The sequence below is a fragment of the Carnobacteriaceae bacterium zg-84 genome, assembly GCA_013874835.1.
Classification (GTDB): domain Bacteria; phylum Bacillota; class Bacilli; order Lactobacillales; family Aerococcaceae; genus WM01.
On the sequence record CP059430.1, the window covers coordinates 1,235,223 to 1,252,298 of the forward strand.

Sequence of the window (17,076 nt, forward strand, 5' to 3'; positions counted from 1 at the left end):
TAGGTGATAATATGGACTATAAAAAACACATTAAAGAAAAACTATCGTTACTACCAGATTTACCTGGATGCTATATGATGAAAGATGCATTCGGAGAGATTATTTATATTGGTAAAGCAAAAAATTTAAAAAATCGTGTCAATAGTTATTTTAGAGGTGCTCACGACGGAAAAACATTGCTTTTAGTCAATGATATTCGCACATTTGAAACTATTGTAACACGGACAAATAAAGAAGCTCTTTTACTCGAAATAAATTTAATTCAGAAATACCAACCAAAATATAATATTAAGTTAAAAGAAACAACGATGTATCCTTATTTAAAAATCACAAAGGAAAAAGACCCCCAGATGATGATTACAAATCATGTCGAAAAAGACGGCGGTTTATATTTTGGACCTTATCCAAATGTAGGAGCAGCAAATCAGACTTTACAATTACTACAAAAGAGCTATCCGTTGAGAAGATGCTCCAAACAAGAAAAAAGAGCCTGTTTTTATTACCACATCCATCAATGTATTGGTTGTTGTGACCACCCTGTCCCAAAAGAAGAATACGATAAACGCATTAAACTTATCCAACGCTTTCTAAACGGGGATGTATCACAAATCAAAAAAGAATTACGCATGAAAATGCAAGAAGCTGCTGAAGAACTTGCCTTTGAACGTGCTGGAGATTACCGAGATCAAATTCACTATATTGAAACAACTGTTGAAAAACAAATTATTTTGTCAAAAGACTATTCAAACCATGATGTTTTTGGGTATTTCATCAAAAATGGTCTTTTATCAATTCAAGTCTTTTTATTAAGACAATCAAGTATTATTAAACGTGAAGCTACCATTTTTGAGTGCTATGGTAACCCAGAAGACGAGGTATTATCTTATATCTTACAATTTTATCTCGATAAAGGACATATTTTACCAAAAGAAATTATTGTTCCAGACACTCTTGATAAAGACTTATTAGCTGATACACTCGGTGTCAAAGTCATCACACCAAAACGAAATAAAAAACGTAGTTTACTCGATTTAACGATTAAAAATAGTGAAATTGCTGTTAATGAACGCATTCATTTAGAAACATTGAAAGACACTAGAAGTATTAAAGCCGTAGATGAACTAGCGCATTATTTAGGTATCCAAAGTGCAAATACGATTGAATCATTTGACCATTCTAATACTCAAGGAACAAATCCTGTATCAGCCATGGTCGTTTATAAAAATGGTATCCCTGACAAAAAAGCTTATCGTAAGTTTAAAATTAAAACCGTAGTAGGAAGTCATGAATTTGCCACAACACAAGAAGTCATTAGAAGACGATACTCTCGTTTACTAAAAGAAAATAAACCTATGCCTGATTTAATTTTAATGGACGGTGGTGCTATTCAAGTAAATGCCGCTAAAGAAGTTTTAGAAGACGAATTAGGCTTACAGATTGCTATTGCTGGAATGGTAAAAAACGATAAACATCAGACAGCATCTTTAATTTTTGGAGATGATTTACACGTCGTTGATTTACCTATTCAAAGCCCAGCATTTAGACTAATCCAACGTATACAAGAAGAAGTCCATCGTTTTGCCATTACATTCCATAGACAATTACGAAGTAAACACTCTCTTTCATCACAATTAGACAATATTGAGGGAGTTGGACCAAAAACAAAGAAAAAATTACTAGTGCATTTTAGAACATTAAAAGAGTTAAAAGAAGCTTCTCTTGAAGATTTCAAACATCTTGGTATATCAAAAAATGTAGCGAATAATCTTTATCATTATTTTAAATCTATTGATAATGGATAAACCTTGACAACATGTGATATAATATCTAAAGGGCAATAACAATTTTTAGAATAGGAGTCTTATATGAAGAAAAAATGGTTAGTTTTAACAACTGCCGCAGCAGTTGTTACATTATCTGCATGTTCAAACGAGAATATTGCAACAACAAAAGCAGGTAATATTACAAAAAATGAATTATACGATTCAATGCGTACAACAGCTGGTAAACAAGCACTATATAGTTTGCTTGTTCAAAAAATCGCTGTTAATTCAGTAAAAGATAAAGCCGCTGTCACAAAACAAACAGATGAGCTTATCGCTACTCGTAAACAAACTGCTGGTGGGGATGCAGCATTTAAAAAAGTATTATTACAAAATGGCTATGATTCAGAAGAAGCATTTAAACAAACTATCTATGCAAACTACGCTGTTTTACAAGTTGTAAAAGAACATGTTACACCAACAGATGAAGAATTAGAAAAAGCATATGAATCATGGGAACCAAAAGTAACAGCATCTCATATTTTAGTAAAAGATGAAGAAACAGCTAAAAAAGTACTTGAAGAATTAAACAATGGTGGCGATTGGAACGCTTTAGCGAAACAATACTCAACCGATAAAAGCAATAGTGAAAAAGGTGGTTCTTTAGGTTCATTTAAACCGAGCGCTATGGTTGCTGAATTTGCAACAGCTGTGAGAGATATGAAAGAAGGCGAAACATCTTCTACACCTGTTAAAACAACATTTGGTTACCACATTATTAAAATGGAATCAAAACCAGCTAAAACAACATTTGATGCTGATAAAGAAAAATTTAAAACAGAATATATTGATGACCAAGCATCTGATAAAACAACACAACAAAATGTCATTGAAGAATTGTTAAAAGATGCTGATATTAAAATCTCTGATGTCTTTTTAAATGAAGCATTAAGCTCACTTTTACAAAAACCAACAGCTAATGAACAATCTGTATCACAACAAGGAACAACAACTGAAAGTAAAAAATAAAACTCAAAACACCGGACAGTCGTTTTTACGACTGTCCGGTGTTTTATTAGTGTCCCCAAAAAGTTAGATTTTCTATCTAACTTTTTGGGGACACTATTCAAAATTTATTCACAACACAATTTTCTATAAAGTTAGTTTTTAATGATTAAAATAATGTACCGCTAATTGTGTACCGATTTTCGCATTGTTTTTCACTAATTTAATATTTGCTTCTAAGCTTTTTCCGTCTGTTAATTCAACGATTTTTCCTAATAAGAATGGTGTAATATCTTTTCCAACAATACCTTTTTCTTCTGCTTCTTTTACAGCAGATGCGATAATACCATTGATGTATTCTGGATCCATTGCATCTTCTTCACGAATTGGATTTGCTACGACAACGCCACCTTCTAAACCTAATGCCCATTTTGTGCGAATCATATCAGCAATATTTTCTAATTTATCATGTGATAAAGCTAATGGTAATCCACTATCACGTGTAAAGAATGCCGGTAAGTTTTTCACACCATACCCTACAACTGGTACACCTTTTGTTTCTAAATATTCTAATGTTGCTGGTAAATCTAAAATAGATTTAGCACCTGCACAAATAACAGTAACGCTTGTTTGTGCTAATTCGTCCATATCAGCTGAAATATCCAATGTTGTTTCCCAGCCACGATGCACACCACCTAATCCTCCTGTAACGAAGAATTTGATACCTGCTAAAGCTGCACAAATCATTGTTGAAGCAACAGTTGTTGCACCTAAACGTTTGCTTGCCACAACATCTGCTAAATCACGTCTTGATACTTTAGCAATGCCTTTACTACTACCAAACATTTCTAATTCTTCATCGGATAAGCCGATTTTAATTTTACCATCTACAATCGCAATCGTTGCTGGAACACCCCCATTATCACGAACGATTTGTTCTACTTCACGAGCCATTGCAACGTTTTGTGGATATGGCATACCATGTGAAATAATTGTTGATTCTAATGCAACAATTGGTAAACCTTTTTGCATCCCTTCTTGTACTTCTTTTGAAAACACTAAATATTTTTCCATATTAATACTCCTTCATTTCTTTTAATAAACGATTTTTTGTTAATTGTGGTCTAACAGTTTGAATAGATTGAATCGTGTGATAAGAATTTGTTCTTCCCGCCAATGCACACGTATCATCATCTTCATCTAAGAGCCATGCATCAATATACGCCGCAGTAAATGAATCTCCTGCACCAGTCACATCAATGATATTTTCTGCATTTAATGCTTTAATAGGATACCATTTAGGGTTTGGTGACATCACAAGTAAATCATTTGAACCTTGTGTTAAAACAACTCTTTTGACACCAAGAGATAACCACTTCTCTCCCGCTTTTTCTAAGTCCTGTTTTGTGTTGTATTGTTCATTAAAAAAGGCTTGTGTTTCACCTTTATTCACAATTAAACAATCAACAGCTTGCAAATTTTGTGGTAATCTTTCCATTTTTGGCTCAGATACGGTTATTAATACGAGTTTTATATTATTTTTTGCAGAAAAAGAACATATAAACTCAATAGATTCTTTAGGACAATTTAAATCCATAATAATACAACTAGCGTGTTGTAAAATCGCTGTTTGTTTCATCAATAATTCAGGCGTTAAATAATCATAAATCGACATATCTGCCAAACCTAAATACATTTCTCCGTCTGCATCTAATAAAGCGGTATACGTTCCAGTAGACTGCCCTTCAATCGTGACAACACTATTCGTATTCATGAACGGACTAGACATTTCACGAATACGTGCCCATTCTGCATCATTCCCAGAAACAGATAATAACGACACTTCATTACCTAATCTTCCTAAATTTTCTGCGACATTTCTAGCAACACCACCTACTGATGCCATGGATGTTACGGGATTAGACGTATAGCTAATGAGTTTTTCTGTAGTTTTAATCTTCTTATCGACATTGGCTGCTCCGATACAAACAATACCATTGCGTTCATTGACAATATAGGCTTTCCCTAATAAATATTTTTTCTTTACTAAAGATGAAATAATATTGGCAACAGCCGGTCTAGATAAGCCTACGATGTCTGCAATTTCTTGTTGAGAAATATAGGGATTTTGTTCAATTAAACGAAAGATAATTTTCTCATTTTCTTTCATATTCCCGCCTCCTCTCTTCAAACAAATGTTCAGTTTTAAAAACTTATGTTTAAATAATACGCTTTATTTTAAAAAAAGTCAATACTTTTTCACAAGATAAAAGACGGTTTTATTCATTTTCTGACAATATTCTTCTCTTTTTTCACAATCTATATATACGTACATAACTTTAGACAAGATACTATATATTGTGTTTTTAGTTGATTTTTTTATTTTTTTGTTTAAAATGATAGATGAGGTGAAAGCAATGACTGATTTACTAGAAAGAGCAACTAATATTGAACAGGCTATTGATAAATTACGAAATAATGATGTGACAATCGTGAATGAAAACGCAAATAAAGACAGTAGAGTTTATAATACTGAAAGAGATTTAACGGCGGGCATTGTCGGAAAAACATTGGGGTTAAAAATGTTACCAAAACATGTTGCTCATGCCCATTTAAATGGAGATATTCATTACCACGATTTAGACTATCATCCCTATCAACCAATGACAAATTGTTGCTTAATTGATTTTAAAACAATGTTTGCACAAGGATTTCAAATTGGGAATGCACAAGTTGATTCTCCAAAATCTATTCAAACAGCGACTGCTCAAATGGCACAAATCATTGCCAATGTTGCCTCTAGTCAATATGGAGGTTGTAGTGCTAATCGAATTGATGAAGTGTTGGCTCCCTACGCACAATTAAATTACAATAAGCATTTAAAAACAGCTGAAAAATGGATTGATGATACATCTAAACATCATGCTTATGCACGTGAAAAAACAGAAAAAGATATTTATGATGCAATGCAAAGTTTAGAATATGAAATCAATACACTCTATACATCCCAAGGTCAAACACCTTTCACAACATTAGGATTCGGACTTGGTACAAACTGGATAGAACGTGCTATCCAAAAAGCAATTTTAACGGTACGTTTAATTGGTTTAGGAAAAGAAAAACGGACGGCTATTTTCCCTAAATTAGTTTTCACATTAAAAGACGGAACAAACTTAAAACCAAAAGACCCTAACTATGATTTAAAACAATTAGCTATTGAATGTGCGACACATCGTATGTACCCTGATGTCTTAATGTACGACAAAATTATTGATATTACTGGTAGTTTTAAAGCACCAATGGGTTGTCGCTCTTTTTTACATGGCTGGCAAAATAAAGACGGTATTTCTATCAATTCGGGTCGTATGAATTTAGGTGTTGTGACTTTAAATTTACCTCGTATTGCTTTAGAAAGTAAGTCTTTAGAGGAATTTTGGACACTTTTAATGGATAAATTAACCATTTGTCACGATGCACTTGTTTATCGTATCGAACGTGTAAAGCAAGCCCGTCCAACAAATGCACCTATTTTATATCAACATGGTGCATTTGGTGTAAAGCTAAATCAAAACGATAAAGTTGATACACTTTTCAATCAAGATAGAGCAACTATTTCTTTAGGTTATATTGGTTTATATGAAGTGGCAACAAAATTTTTTGGTGAAAACTGGGAATCTAACACTTCTGCTAAAGCGTTCACCATTGATATTTTAAAAGCACTTGATACAAAAACAAAAGAATGGAGTAAACAATACGGATATCATTTTAGCGTGTATGCAACTCCTAGCGAAAGTTTAACGGATCGTTTTTGTCGATTGGATAAAGAGATGTTTGGAGATGTTCCTAATATTACAGACAAGGGATACTACATGAACAGTTTCCATTATGATGTGCGTAAAAAGCCAACTCCGTTTGAGAAAATTTTATTTGAAAGTGAGTATCCTAAATATTCACCTGGTGGTTTTATTCATTATTGTGAATACCCTAATATGATACAAAATCCGAAAGCTTTAGAAGCCGTATGGGATTTTGCATACGATAAAGTGGGCTATTTAGGGACGAATACACCTATTGATAAATGTTATGAGTGCGCATTTACTGGAGATTTCAAACCGACAGAACATGGATTTGAATGCCCAAGCTGTAGAAATAGAAATCCCGAGACATGTGATGTTGTCAAACGAACATGTGGGTATTTAGGAAATCCTCAAGCTCGTCCAATGATTGCCGGTCGACACAAAGAAATTGTGGCACGACAAAAGCATTTGGAGATACATATTTATGAAAACAAAGATTGCTGATTATAAACCATTTAATTTTGTAGACGGCGAAGGTGTTCGTTGTAGTTTATATGTGAGTGGTTGCTTATTTAATTGCAAAGGATGCTACAATAAATGTGCACAAGACTTTCAATATGGGACCGATTATTCTGATACTTTAAAATCACAAATTTTACAAGACATTGGACAAAGTTATTGTCAAGGCTTATCTTTACTAGGTGGTGAACCATTTTTACATACGTCAGTTTTAACTGATTTATGTCGTGACATACGATCATTATACGGTCATTCAAAAGATATTTGGCTTTGGAGTGGCTATACATGGGAGGAACTACAAGAAGAAACTACAGATAAACAAGAATTACTATCTTATCTTGATATTTTAGTAGACGGTCGCTTTGTACTGTCACAATTAGATTTAACATTACAATTTAGAGGTAGCAGAAACCAACGTATTATTGATGTGCAGCAATCCTTAACATCACAAACGATCAAATTATGGGAACATTTAAAAAAATAAAGACTGACACTAAGAATAACGAAAATGGACATATAACACTATAAATCAAATGAGATTAACTCAAAATACCACCACAATTTATTATAGAACACAAAAACGCTTGACGTCAAAAAAGGACGTCAAGCGTTTTTGATTTTTAAAGTATGGCAGACTACATTTGTTTCAAATCAGAAATACGTTTGATTACAGTTTCTAATTGTTGTTTGTAATCATCGCCTTTTTGTTTTTCGGATTCAATGACATGTGCGGGTGCTTTCGCTACAAAACCTTCATTTGCTAGTTTATTTTCGACACGCGCCACTTCTTTTTCTAATTTTTCTTTTTCTTTTTCAAGACGTTTGATTTCATCTTCAATATTGATTAAGCCAGCCAGTGGTAATAATACTTCTGCACCACTGATAACAGCTGTCATCACTTCCTCATCTAAGGAAATCTCTGTATCAATCGTTAGTGTAGACGGATTGCAGAAACGTGTGATGTAATCTTTATTGTCGATGAGTAAATCACTGATTTCTTTTGTATTTGCTTTAATGTATATTGGTACTGCTTTGGACAATGGCGTATTTACTTCGTTACGAATATTGCGTACCGTACGAATTAACTCGATTAAGCGTTCCATACTATCTAATGACACAGCGTCTATTTGCGCTTCATTTACAACTGGATAGCTTGCAATAACAATGGATTGCTCAGGATATAATTGTTGCCAAATTTCTTCTGTTACAAATGGCATCATTGGGTGCAACAAACGTAATGTATTGTCTAAAACATAGAGTAAAATACTGCGTGTTGTATGTTTTGCTTGTTCATTGGTACCATTTAATGTTTCTTTCGACATTTCAATGTACCAATCACAAAAATCATCCCAAACAAAGTTATATAGTTGACGTCCCGCCTCACCAAATTCAAATTTATCAAATAAATCTGTCACACGTTCTACTATTTGATTAAATCGTGTTAAAATCCAGCGATCTGCTAATGTTTTTTCACCAGATAAGTCAATATTTTCTGGTTTTAAGCCTCCTAAGTTCATCAATGTGTAACGACTTGCATTCCAAATTTTATTGATGAAGTTCCAAGCAGCTTCGACTTTCTCTTCCATATAGCGAACATCTTGACCTGGAGCAGAACCATTTAATAAGAACCAACGTAATGAGTCAACACCATGTTGTTCAATCACATCCATTGGATCAATTCCATTTCCAAGTGATTTACTCATTTTACGACCGTCTTTATCACGAATCAGTCCGTGAATCAACACATTTTGGAATGGTTTTTGTCCAGTAAATTCTAAACTTTGGAAAATCATACGACTTACCCAGAAGAAAATAATATCATAACCTGTTACTAATGTATTTGTTGGGAAATAACGTTGGTAATCTGATGCTTGTATATCAGGCCAGCCCATTGTTGAAAATGGCCATAAAGCAGAACTAAACCATGTATCTAAAACATCTTCATCTTGTACCCAATGTTGACTATCTTCTGGTGCTTGCATACCTACATATAATTCACCTGTTTCTTTGTGATACCACGCTGGAATTTGATGCCCCCACCATAATTGACGAGAAATAACCCAGTCATGAACATTTTCCATCCATGTTAAATACGTCTGTTCAAAACGTGGCGGATAAAAATCTACTCTATCTGCTGTTTCTTGTGCTTTTATTGCCTGCTTAGCCAAGTCTTTCATTCTCACAAACCATTGTGTAGATAATCTCGGCTCTACAACAACTCCCGTACGTTCTGAATGTCCAACACTATGTATCATTTTTTCGATTTTTACAAGATAACCTTGTTCTTGTAAATCTGCAACTACACGTTTACGTGCTTCAACATTCGTTAATCCTTGATAACGTTCACCTGCCAATTCATTCATCGTTGCATCATCGTGCATGATGTTAATCATTGGTAATTGATGGCGTAATCCTAGCTCAAAGTCATTTGGATCATGTGCAGGTGTTACTTTCATAACGCCCGTACCAAATTCTTTATCAACATAGTCATCTGCAATAACCGGAATTTCTTTATTAACAAGTGGTAAAATAACTGTTTTTCCGATGAAATCTTTATAACGTTCATCTTCTGGATGTACCACAACAGCTGTATCTCCCAACATTGTTTCTGGTCGTGTCGTTGCCAATTCTACTGAACCACTTCCGTCTGCTAAATCATAACGAATATGATAGAAAGCTCCTTCAACATCTTTATGAATCACTTCAATATCCGATAGAGCTGTTTTTGCAGCTGGATCCCAGTTAATAATATATTCACCACGATAAATAATACCTTTATGATACAAATCCACGAATACTTTACGAACAGCTTCTGAAAGACCACTATCTAATGTAAAACGTTCACGATCGTAGTCAACAGACACCCCCATTTTTGCCCATTGTGAACGAATAGTTTGAGCATACTCCTCTTTCCATTCCCATGTTTTTTCAAGGAATTTTTCACGACCTAAATCGTATCGAGAAACACCTTCTCCACGTAATTTTTCTTCTACCTTCGCTTGTGTCGCGATGCCGGCGTGATCCATCCCCGGTAACCATAATGTGTCATATCCTTGCATACGTTTTTGACGAATAATCGCATCTTGCAATGTCACATCCCACGCATGCCCTAAATGCAATTTACCTGTCACATTTGGTGGTGGAATAACGATGGAGTAGGGTTTTGCATCAGGATTGGCATTTGGTTTAAAAACGCCACTTTCTACCCATGTCGTATATTTTCCTTCTTCTACTTCTTTTGGATTATATTTTGTTGATAAGTCCTTTGTCATTAGTTTCTCCTTTTGTCTTTTATAAATTACTTTTTCTATAAAGCACTTAAATAAACAGTTATCATTTTATATGTCGTACTTTATCCACTTTATAATAAACGTTATTTTTTAATCCATTCTCTTTCTTCTTTTAAACATTTTTTCATGTTTTTACTGCATCTGATTGATAATGATAGTAACGTTTTTACCGTCCCGTATAAGAAATCGTTTCAAAGACTCCCCCTAAAAATACATTGTTTTCCATTAGCATATTCGATACTAAATGTTTTGTAATTAAGGCAATAAAATTCACATAATTACCACATTCTACAATGTCTACAACTTTACATTCAATGGATATATCAAGCAAGAGCATCAATCGCTTTCGATTTTTGATATTAAGTCAAATCTATCCCGTTCAATTTCTGCATCATGTCTTTCTTCGATAAATTCCCGTAAATTCTTTATGTAAACTCATTTGTTTTGTACTCTTATTACCATTAAATAAACCAATGCCCGTTGTGTCACCTTTATATCCTAAGAAAAAGATGAAAATTTTATTGATCATATTTTTCTTCGTTTTTCGTATTTTGTTCTTGCCATTCTGATTTTAATAATCCATAGCGTAATTCATCACATATTTGATTGGCATACTTATCACGCAAACGCAGGCGAGCTTCTAATGTAAATCCTAATTTTTCTGCAACTTTTTGACTTCGTTCATTCAATGAATGACACGCAATTTCCATTTTAGAAACATTTAACAAAGTAAAGCCTATATCTATCAATGCTTTAGCTGCTTCTGGCACATAGCCACGTCCCCAAAAATCTGGATGTAACACATAGCCAATCTCTAAAATATCTCTATTGGCACCATGTCTGCGATTAAAATCAACTGAACCTATCACTCGGTCACTTCCCTTAATCGTAATACCATATCCGTCAGGAATATCGTGCTCTTGATGACTTTTTGGAAGATTTTTCATAAATTCTATTTCATCATCTAATGTTTTTATAACTGGAAACCCACAATTATCAGCAACATCTTCAATACTCGCATACAAAAACATATCCTCAACATCATCGAACGTTCGTGTTCTTAATATTAAACGATCCGTTTCCAGTTTAGGTAAATGGTAGCCGTCATATTCTCCAATAATGTTCATACTCTTTTCCTACTTATCTAAATAACGTTTAAATGCTCCTACTTCTTGAACATCCGATGTCAAATAACGATAGGCACGTTTTTTAGAATCTCCAACAAACTCAACCGGATTGACTTTTCCATGTATTAAATGCCCATTTTCGTCAACACACTCTTCATCAATCCATCTCTCTTCAATCGTCGCAAGAATATGCGTATACACACCAACTTCTGTCATGCTCACAACTTGGCATTCAACATTATAAAAACACTCTGTTAAAATTGGAGCATCTACTTTTTCGCCTATCGTAAAATGTGTGTTCGCTTGGTTTAATTTATCTTTTCCGCGATTAAATCCGAATAATTCAATCAATTCCATTTGATTTTTATCAGGTACATTTAAGGTAAACTGACCTGTTTTTTTGATTTCTTCAAAAGAATGATTACCATTATATAATGCAATCGCTACTGTATTAGATACTGTATAAGCAGCGTTAATTGTTGTCACATTATAACCATACAATTCATCTTTATATCCAATCAACACGACTGGTGACCCGTAAAATAATTTATTTGTTTCAATATGTACTTTTTTCAAATGTATTCTCCTTTATCCTATTCCTCTAAGTTGATTATAAAAAAACGTCCTAAACAGATAGTTTATCTGTTTAGGACGCAAAACGTGGTACCACCTAAATGTTATACTTTTTATTAGTAACGAAGTATCTCTCCGAACAAACTTACTCATATTCAGTTTGTTAACTCATAAGCTACCTTCATTTTTTTTATGTAGACAGATTTCACCAAGACTGTCCTCTCTAAAACATATCCAAAAACTACTCCTCTTAATCAACGTAAGTAAATTTTAACATACTCTTTATTAAATGTGAATGAAAAAGATTTACTTTTCTTGATTTTTACGGTTTTTTCTGACATAAATCAAACCACTCATAAATACGGCTATAAATCCAACAGTTGTGATATTTGTTTCACCTGTTTTTGGTAAACTATTTTTATTTTCTACTTGTTTTTGTTGTGTTTCTTGTGCATTTTCTGATGTACTTACTGTGTTGTTTGATACATGATAACGTGATAAACCTTTACCAGTATGATATTGTGTTGTTACCTCACGAGCAATTGTAACTGGTTGACTAACAACAGGCAAACCAACTTTTTCTGTTGATGTTTCTGTTGATGTTTCTCCTGCTGCTCCCTCTGATGCTTGTTCATCATTTTTTGGGTTAGGTGCAACACCATTTAAAGCTGTTTGTGCTGCTTTTAATTGATTTAAGGCTTCATTAACTTCTTCTTGCGTTGCTAATTCATTTTTCAATACAGATTGTGCTTTTGCTACTGCTTGATTATAAGCTTCTTGTTTTTCTTTTGTATCATATTTATAAGCATCGCTTGTTGTCACTTTATCATATTGATCATACGTTTCTTGTAAAACGGATTTATCAACAACTGGTTTATTTTCTGGCTGAGTAATCGCAAAAATACTAAATCCTGATGTTTCAAAACTTAATTGTCCACCTTCAATTTTAGTAAATAATTGTTCAAATGTACCATCTTCTTTTTGGTGATACACTTTTGTTCCTTCTGGATAAGTACCTGATAACGTCACTGTACGATTACCATCTACTTTTATTTTATTACCATTTTTTGTTAAGTAAATATCATAGAATGTTACAGTTTGATTTTTTGGATTTACTTGTTGATTAAACTGTGTAGTTAAGTCGGTTACAACAGTGTCTTCTGTTTGTTCTTCAACAACAAGTTTTACAGTATTCACAACAGGATTTGTTAACGTCACAGTACCGGCTACTTTATCATCCGCATTTGTACCAACAATATTTACATATTCTGGCACAATCAATGATACATCTTTACGATTTGATTTATGTTCTACTGTGAATGTAAAATCATTTTCTGATGCTGCATAATCTTCTGGTAATTCAATGTGAACTGTATAATCCCCTACTGGTAATTTTCTTTCAAAAATGAACGGATTATATTTACTTTGTGGTAATTCTGTTTTTTCACCATTCGCATCTATTGCAAAAACACGTGCACCTTCTGGAAGTGGCTTATCAAATAATACACCAAATTTATTACGGAAGATTTCTTGCATTTCAAATGTTGCGACTTGGTCTGGATTTTCTTTTGTTAACTGAACTATCACAACTTTATTACCAACAAGTTTCACATCGTCTGTTAATAGAACCAATTCCACTGTATATGTGCCATAAGGTAATGCATAAACAGATTTACCATTTCTTGTAAATGTATCTGTCACAATTTCGCCTTTATCATTTTTAATCACATGACGTGAAATCACACCGTGTAAATCAAATGCTTCTCCGTCTAATATAAATGATAATCCGATTGTTCCTTTTTCTTCTGAAGGGAATTTATCTGATAATTTAAATGATGTTGTGTTGCCTGCATAGTCTATAATCTCAAATGTGAATTTAGATGGATCAACATTTTCTGGTAATGTGTATGAACCGTCATCATTTGGTTCAACTTCTATTTCTTCATTTTTATCATTTTTATAAGTTAATCCTTCATAACTAATGCCACTACCGTCTTCTGTAATGCGAGAAGGTTTAAATGTTCTTGTTTCTTTATCGTATGTTCCACCGACACCATCATACATTGGTGCTTTTGTATCAATTTTTACATTAAAACTTGTTTCTTGCATTTCAGAGCCAGAAACATCTGCACGATATGTTACAACATATTGATAATCGCCGTCTGGTAAAACACGATCATCATTGTCTTTACCGTTCCATTCTGTTTCACTTAGAATAGTTGATTTTACATTTTGACCACCGTCATAATATGTTTTTGCACCTTGTCCATTTCCTGTTTCAAAAACAGGATGTTCACGTTTCACATCGTCTTTTTTATAAACTGCTAAGTGCATGTTTTCATAGTTTCTAAGCACCACAGCTTTTAGTGCTACTGCATCTTGTTTTCCATCGCCATTTGGAGAAAAGGCAATTTTTGAATCATCAAATTCAGGTTCAGTGTCTGTTTCTCCTAAAACCACTTCATTTTTACCATATTTACTTACTAAGGCTGTAAAATGATTTTCTGGATCTCTTTGTTTTTCTTCTTCTGAAGCATTAGGATCTGCATAGAAGTAGAAAGGTTTTTCTGATTCTTTAAATGCATAGATTGGTTTTTCTAAAACTGGTAAGTTTTCAAAATGACCTTTAAACCCAACATAAGGTAAGCTAATCACGTGGTCTTGTGCTTGTGGATCAGAGAACACAACAAAGCCTTCGATATATGTACCATTTTCAAATGTTTGGCTTAATTTTTCATTAAATTCAGAAATATCGACAGGAATTTGAACACTCGCTGTACCATTTGCTGGAACAACAATTGTTTGTCCTTCAACTGTTTTCAATAAACTTGGTTTTAGCGTCACAAGCCCATTTTCAACATCATCTGTATTAACAGTCGTTTTATAATGTAATGTTTTATCTTGATTAGATACATTGTGTACAACTAAATTCAACACAAATTGATTATCAATATTTCCTAAAACAACACTACCATAATCATTTGTACCTGTTACATATAAATCGCCATAAGCAGCTTTATCTACATCAATAATACCTGCACCTTGTTGTCTTGGTGATGTATATGTTCCTTTTTCCGTATTCACATGAGGATTTGCGGTACTCATCACTAAATGCTTCAATAAAGCTTGCAATGACTCAGGTGATAATTCTGAAAAACGTTGTTTTAATACTTGTTTGACTAATGCTACGGCACCGGCAACGTGTGGAGAAGCCATACTTGTTCCACTTTCTGTTCCGTATGTACCATTGTTAAATGAAGAATAGATAGAACCACCTGGTGCTGTTACGTCTGGTTTTAACTCTCCATCAGATGACATTCCCCAACTTGTGAAATCTGTTAGTGTATTTGCTTTGTCATTTGGAATTTTAGCTAATTCTTTTTTAAAGACTAGTTTATAATCACCTGAATGTTCTGACAATTCTTTCCCAAAAGAATGCCCTAAAGAAACAATTGGAATTTCTTTATCTAAATCATTTAAAATCATTCCCATTGTGTCTTCTCCACCTACTTCGTGGTTAAAGATAACAACTCCTGCAACTTCTCTTAACATTGCACGTATAACTTTTTCAGTAAATGGAATTTCTCCACGTTGAATTAGTGCAACTTTATCTTTTAAATCATTTTCGCCAAATTGTTCAAAATCTTCTTCTTTACCCAAATTTACATAAACATATTCATATTCTTTTGTTGGATCGAATAATTTTTGATATGTACGGATCGGTGCTATACCATTATGTTTTGTTGCATCATTTGCTAATTGTGGCACACTAACAACAGATGAATTTAAAACTGAATTGTTCATCGCTGCAACAGAGATAGAATCATACGCAATAGATGGATCCCCTACTAAACCATAATCTGGATTACTTGCTAGAGGTGCTCTATATCCAAACCCAAATGTATTACTATTCCCTGCTGCAATAACAACAGTGATACCGGCTTTTCTAGCTAAATCAATAGCACCAGATACCGCTTGTCCTATTTCTAAAGTAGATCCTGCTGATGACCCTAAACTCATGTTAATTGAGTCAGCACCTAATTTTACTGAATCTTCAATGGCTTTCACATAAATAAAGGAGCTTGTTCCTTTCCCTCTTTTATCTGAGAACACACGCATAAACATCAGTTGCGATTCAGGAGCAACTCCTGCTACGTAATCGCCATTTGGTGCTGGTTTTGTTGGATTCCCAACGGCTGTCCCCGTTACGTGCATACCGTGTGAGTCTTCTTTTTCTTCTTTTATATCATCGTTCCAATCATTATAGTTAAACGCATAAACCAATTTATCACTATACCATTTTCCATAAGTAATACCGGCTTTTTGCTTTGCATCTTCTAATTCTTGTTTAGATTTATATTTTGCCGTTGATGTATCTGTAAGATGCAAGACATCATGTTCTGGATCAATACCAGAGTCTATAATAGATACTAATTGTCCTTGCCCTTTTATATTTTTATCCCATAGTGCTTGAACATTGATCAGTTGATTACTGTCAATTGCTTTTCCATAGTTGACCGGCGTATTAGATTCATTCGAATCTGCATTTAATGTCGGCACTTCGTAATCAACAGATACATCTACTGATTCAACATCATTCAAGGCTTTAATTTCTTTTGCTTGTTTATAAGTTGTTTCTAATGAAACTCCATTAAATAATAGATCGTATTCAAATAATTTTTTATACTCAATTCCTTTTGCTTGTAATGTTTTCAAAAATGCTTCACGTGCTGGTTTAGTTTGCGCTTCACGATTAGCACGACCTTCAGGTGTTTTTAAACTATTTGGATCAACTGCTGCTTCTTTTAATTTAACGATAACTTGTACAGTATCATTATCTTGATAAGGTTTTTCACCAGCAGTAATATTCGACAATTCCTCTTGTGCGTAGGCAATGTATTGCGTTGTTGGTAACACCAATGGTTGAACAATGCCAAACCCTAAAGTCAACGTCATCATACTTACCGTCAATTTTTTAGAAAATTTCAACATTCCCACTCCT

The 17,076-nt window shown here is 33.7% G+C and carries 10 protein-coding genes and 1 other annotated feature; of the genes, 4 read left to right on the forward strand and 6 right to left on the reverse strand.

The window, feature by feature from the left end:
- Window positions 1-11: 11 nt before the first annotated feature.
- On the forward strand, window positions 12-1,802 hold the full coding sequence (gene uvrC, locus H1220_05835; protein QMI85246.1) for an excinuclease ABC subunit UvrC: 1,791 nt from the start codon (window positions 12-14) through the stop codon (window positions 1,800-1,802).
- A gap of 63 nt (window positions 1,803-1,865) precedes the next feature.
- Window positions 1,866-2,792, forward strand: a complete 927-nt coding sequence (locus tag H1220_05840) for a peptidylprolyl isomerase (protein QMI85247.1) — start codon at window positions 1,866-1,868, stop codon at window positions 2,790-2,792.
- A gap of 138 nt (window positions 2,793-2,930) precedes the next feature.
- On the opposite strand, the gene H1220_05845 is transcribed toward H1220_05840, so the two are convergent.
- A complete protein-coding gene (locus tag H1220_05845) occupies window positions 2,931-3,842 on the reverse strand; it encodes a pseudouridine-5'-phosphate glycosidase (protein QMI85248.1) in 912 nt (303 codons plus the stop codon).
- A 1-nt stretch (window position 3,843) separates the two neighbouring features.
- Entirely contained in the window at window positions 3,844-4,938 is a 1,095-nt protein-coding gene (locus H1220_05850; GenBank protein QMI85249.1) for a winged helix-turn-helix transcriptional regulator, read from the reverse strand.
- Between the two features lie 226 nt (window positions 4,939-5,164).
- Here H1220_05850 and nrdD point away from each other — a divergent pair, with 226 nt between their 5' ends.
- The gene (gene nrdD / locus H1220_05855) at window positions 5,165-7,069 is read left to right on the forward strand and encodes an anaerobic ribonucleoside-triphosphate reductase (protein QMI86671.1); all 1,905 of its coding nucleotides are present in this window, start codon (window positions 5,165-5,167) and stop codon (window positions 7,067-7,069) included.
- Window positions 7,050-7,568, forward strand: coding sequence for an anaerobic ribonucleoside-triphosphate reductase activating protein (gene nrdG / locus H1220_05860; GenBank protein QMI85250.1), 519 nt, complete (start codon window positions 7,050-7,052; stop codon window positions 7,566-7,568). Before nrdD ends, nrdG begins: the two co-directional genes overlap by 20 nt.
- 151 nt (window positions 7,569-7,719) lie before the next feature.
- Here nrdG and H1220_05865 read toward each other — a convergent pair whose 3' ends face one another.
- From H1220_05865 to H1220_05880, 4 genes are all read right to left on the reverse strand, one after another.
- Entirely contained in the window at window positions 7,720-10,356 is a 2,637-nt protein-coding gene (locus tag H1220_05865; protein ID QMI85251.1) for a valine--tRNA ligase, read from the reverse strand.
- Between the two features lie 536 nt (window positions 10,357-10,892).
- Complete coding sequence (locus H1220_05870; protein QMI85252.1) at window positions 10,893-11,501, reverse strand: GNAT family N-acetyltransferase; 609 nt, start codon at window positions 11,499-11,501, stop codon at window positions 10,893-10,895.
- Window positions 11,502-11,510: 9 nt separating this feature from the next.
- Entirely contained in the window at window positions 11,511-12,077 is a 567-nt protein-coding gene (locus H1220_05875) for a flavin reductase family protein (GenBank protein ID QMI85253.1), read from the reverse strand.
- 68 nt (window positions 12,078-12,145) lie between these two features.
- Window positions 12,146-12,341: a binding site (T-box leader), on the reverse strand.
- Window positions 12,342-12,380: 39 nt separating this feature from the next.
- Entirely contained in the window at window positions 12,381-17,066 is a 4,686-nt protein-coding gene (locus H1220_05880) for a S8 family serine peptidase (protein ID QMI85254.1), read from the reverse strand.
- Between the last annotated feature and the right edge of the window lie 10 nt (window positions 17,067-17,076).

What these genes read in the sequence shown, in the direction of transcription:
- uvrC (QMI85246.1), top strand. Translation starts at nt 12, where the DNA reads ATGGACTATAAAAAACACATTAAAGAAAAACTATCGTTACTACCAGAT.
- H1220_05840 (QMI85247.1), top strand. Translation starts at nt 1,866, where the DNA reads ATGAAGAAAAAATGGTTAGTTTTAACAACTGCCGCAGCAGTTGTTACA.
- H1220_05845 (QMI85248.1), bottom strand. Translation starts at nt 3,842, where the DNA reads ATGGAAAAATATTTAGTGTTTTCAAAAGAAGTACAAGAAGGGATGCAA.
- H1220_05850 (QMI85249.1), bottom strand. Translation starts at nt 4,938, where the DNA reads ATGAAAGAAAATGAGAAAATTATCTTTCGTTTAATTGAACAAAATCCC.
- nrdD (QMI86671.1), top strand. Translation starts at nt 5,165, where the DNA reads ATGATAGATGAGGTGAAAGCAATGACTGATTTACTAGAAAGAGCAACT.
- nrdG (QMI85250.1), top strand. Translation starts at nt 7,050, where the DNA reads ATGAAAACAAAGATTGCTGATTATAAACCATTTAATTTTGTAGACGGC.
- H1220_05865 (QMI85251.1), bottom strand. Translation starts at nt 10,356, where the DNA reads ATGACAAAGGACTTATCAACAAAATATAATCCAAAAGAAGTAGAAGAA.
- H1220_05870 (QMI85252.1), bottom strand. Translation starts at nt 11,501, where the DNA reads ATGAACATTATTGGAGAATATGACGGCTACCATTTACCTAAACTGGAA.
- H1220_05880 (QMI85254.1), bottom strand. Translation starts at nt 17,066, where the DNA reads ATGTTGAAATTTTCTAAAAAATTGACGGTAAGTATGATGACGTTGACT.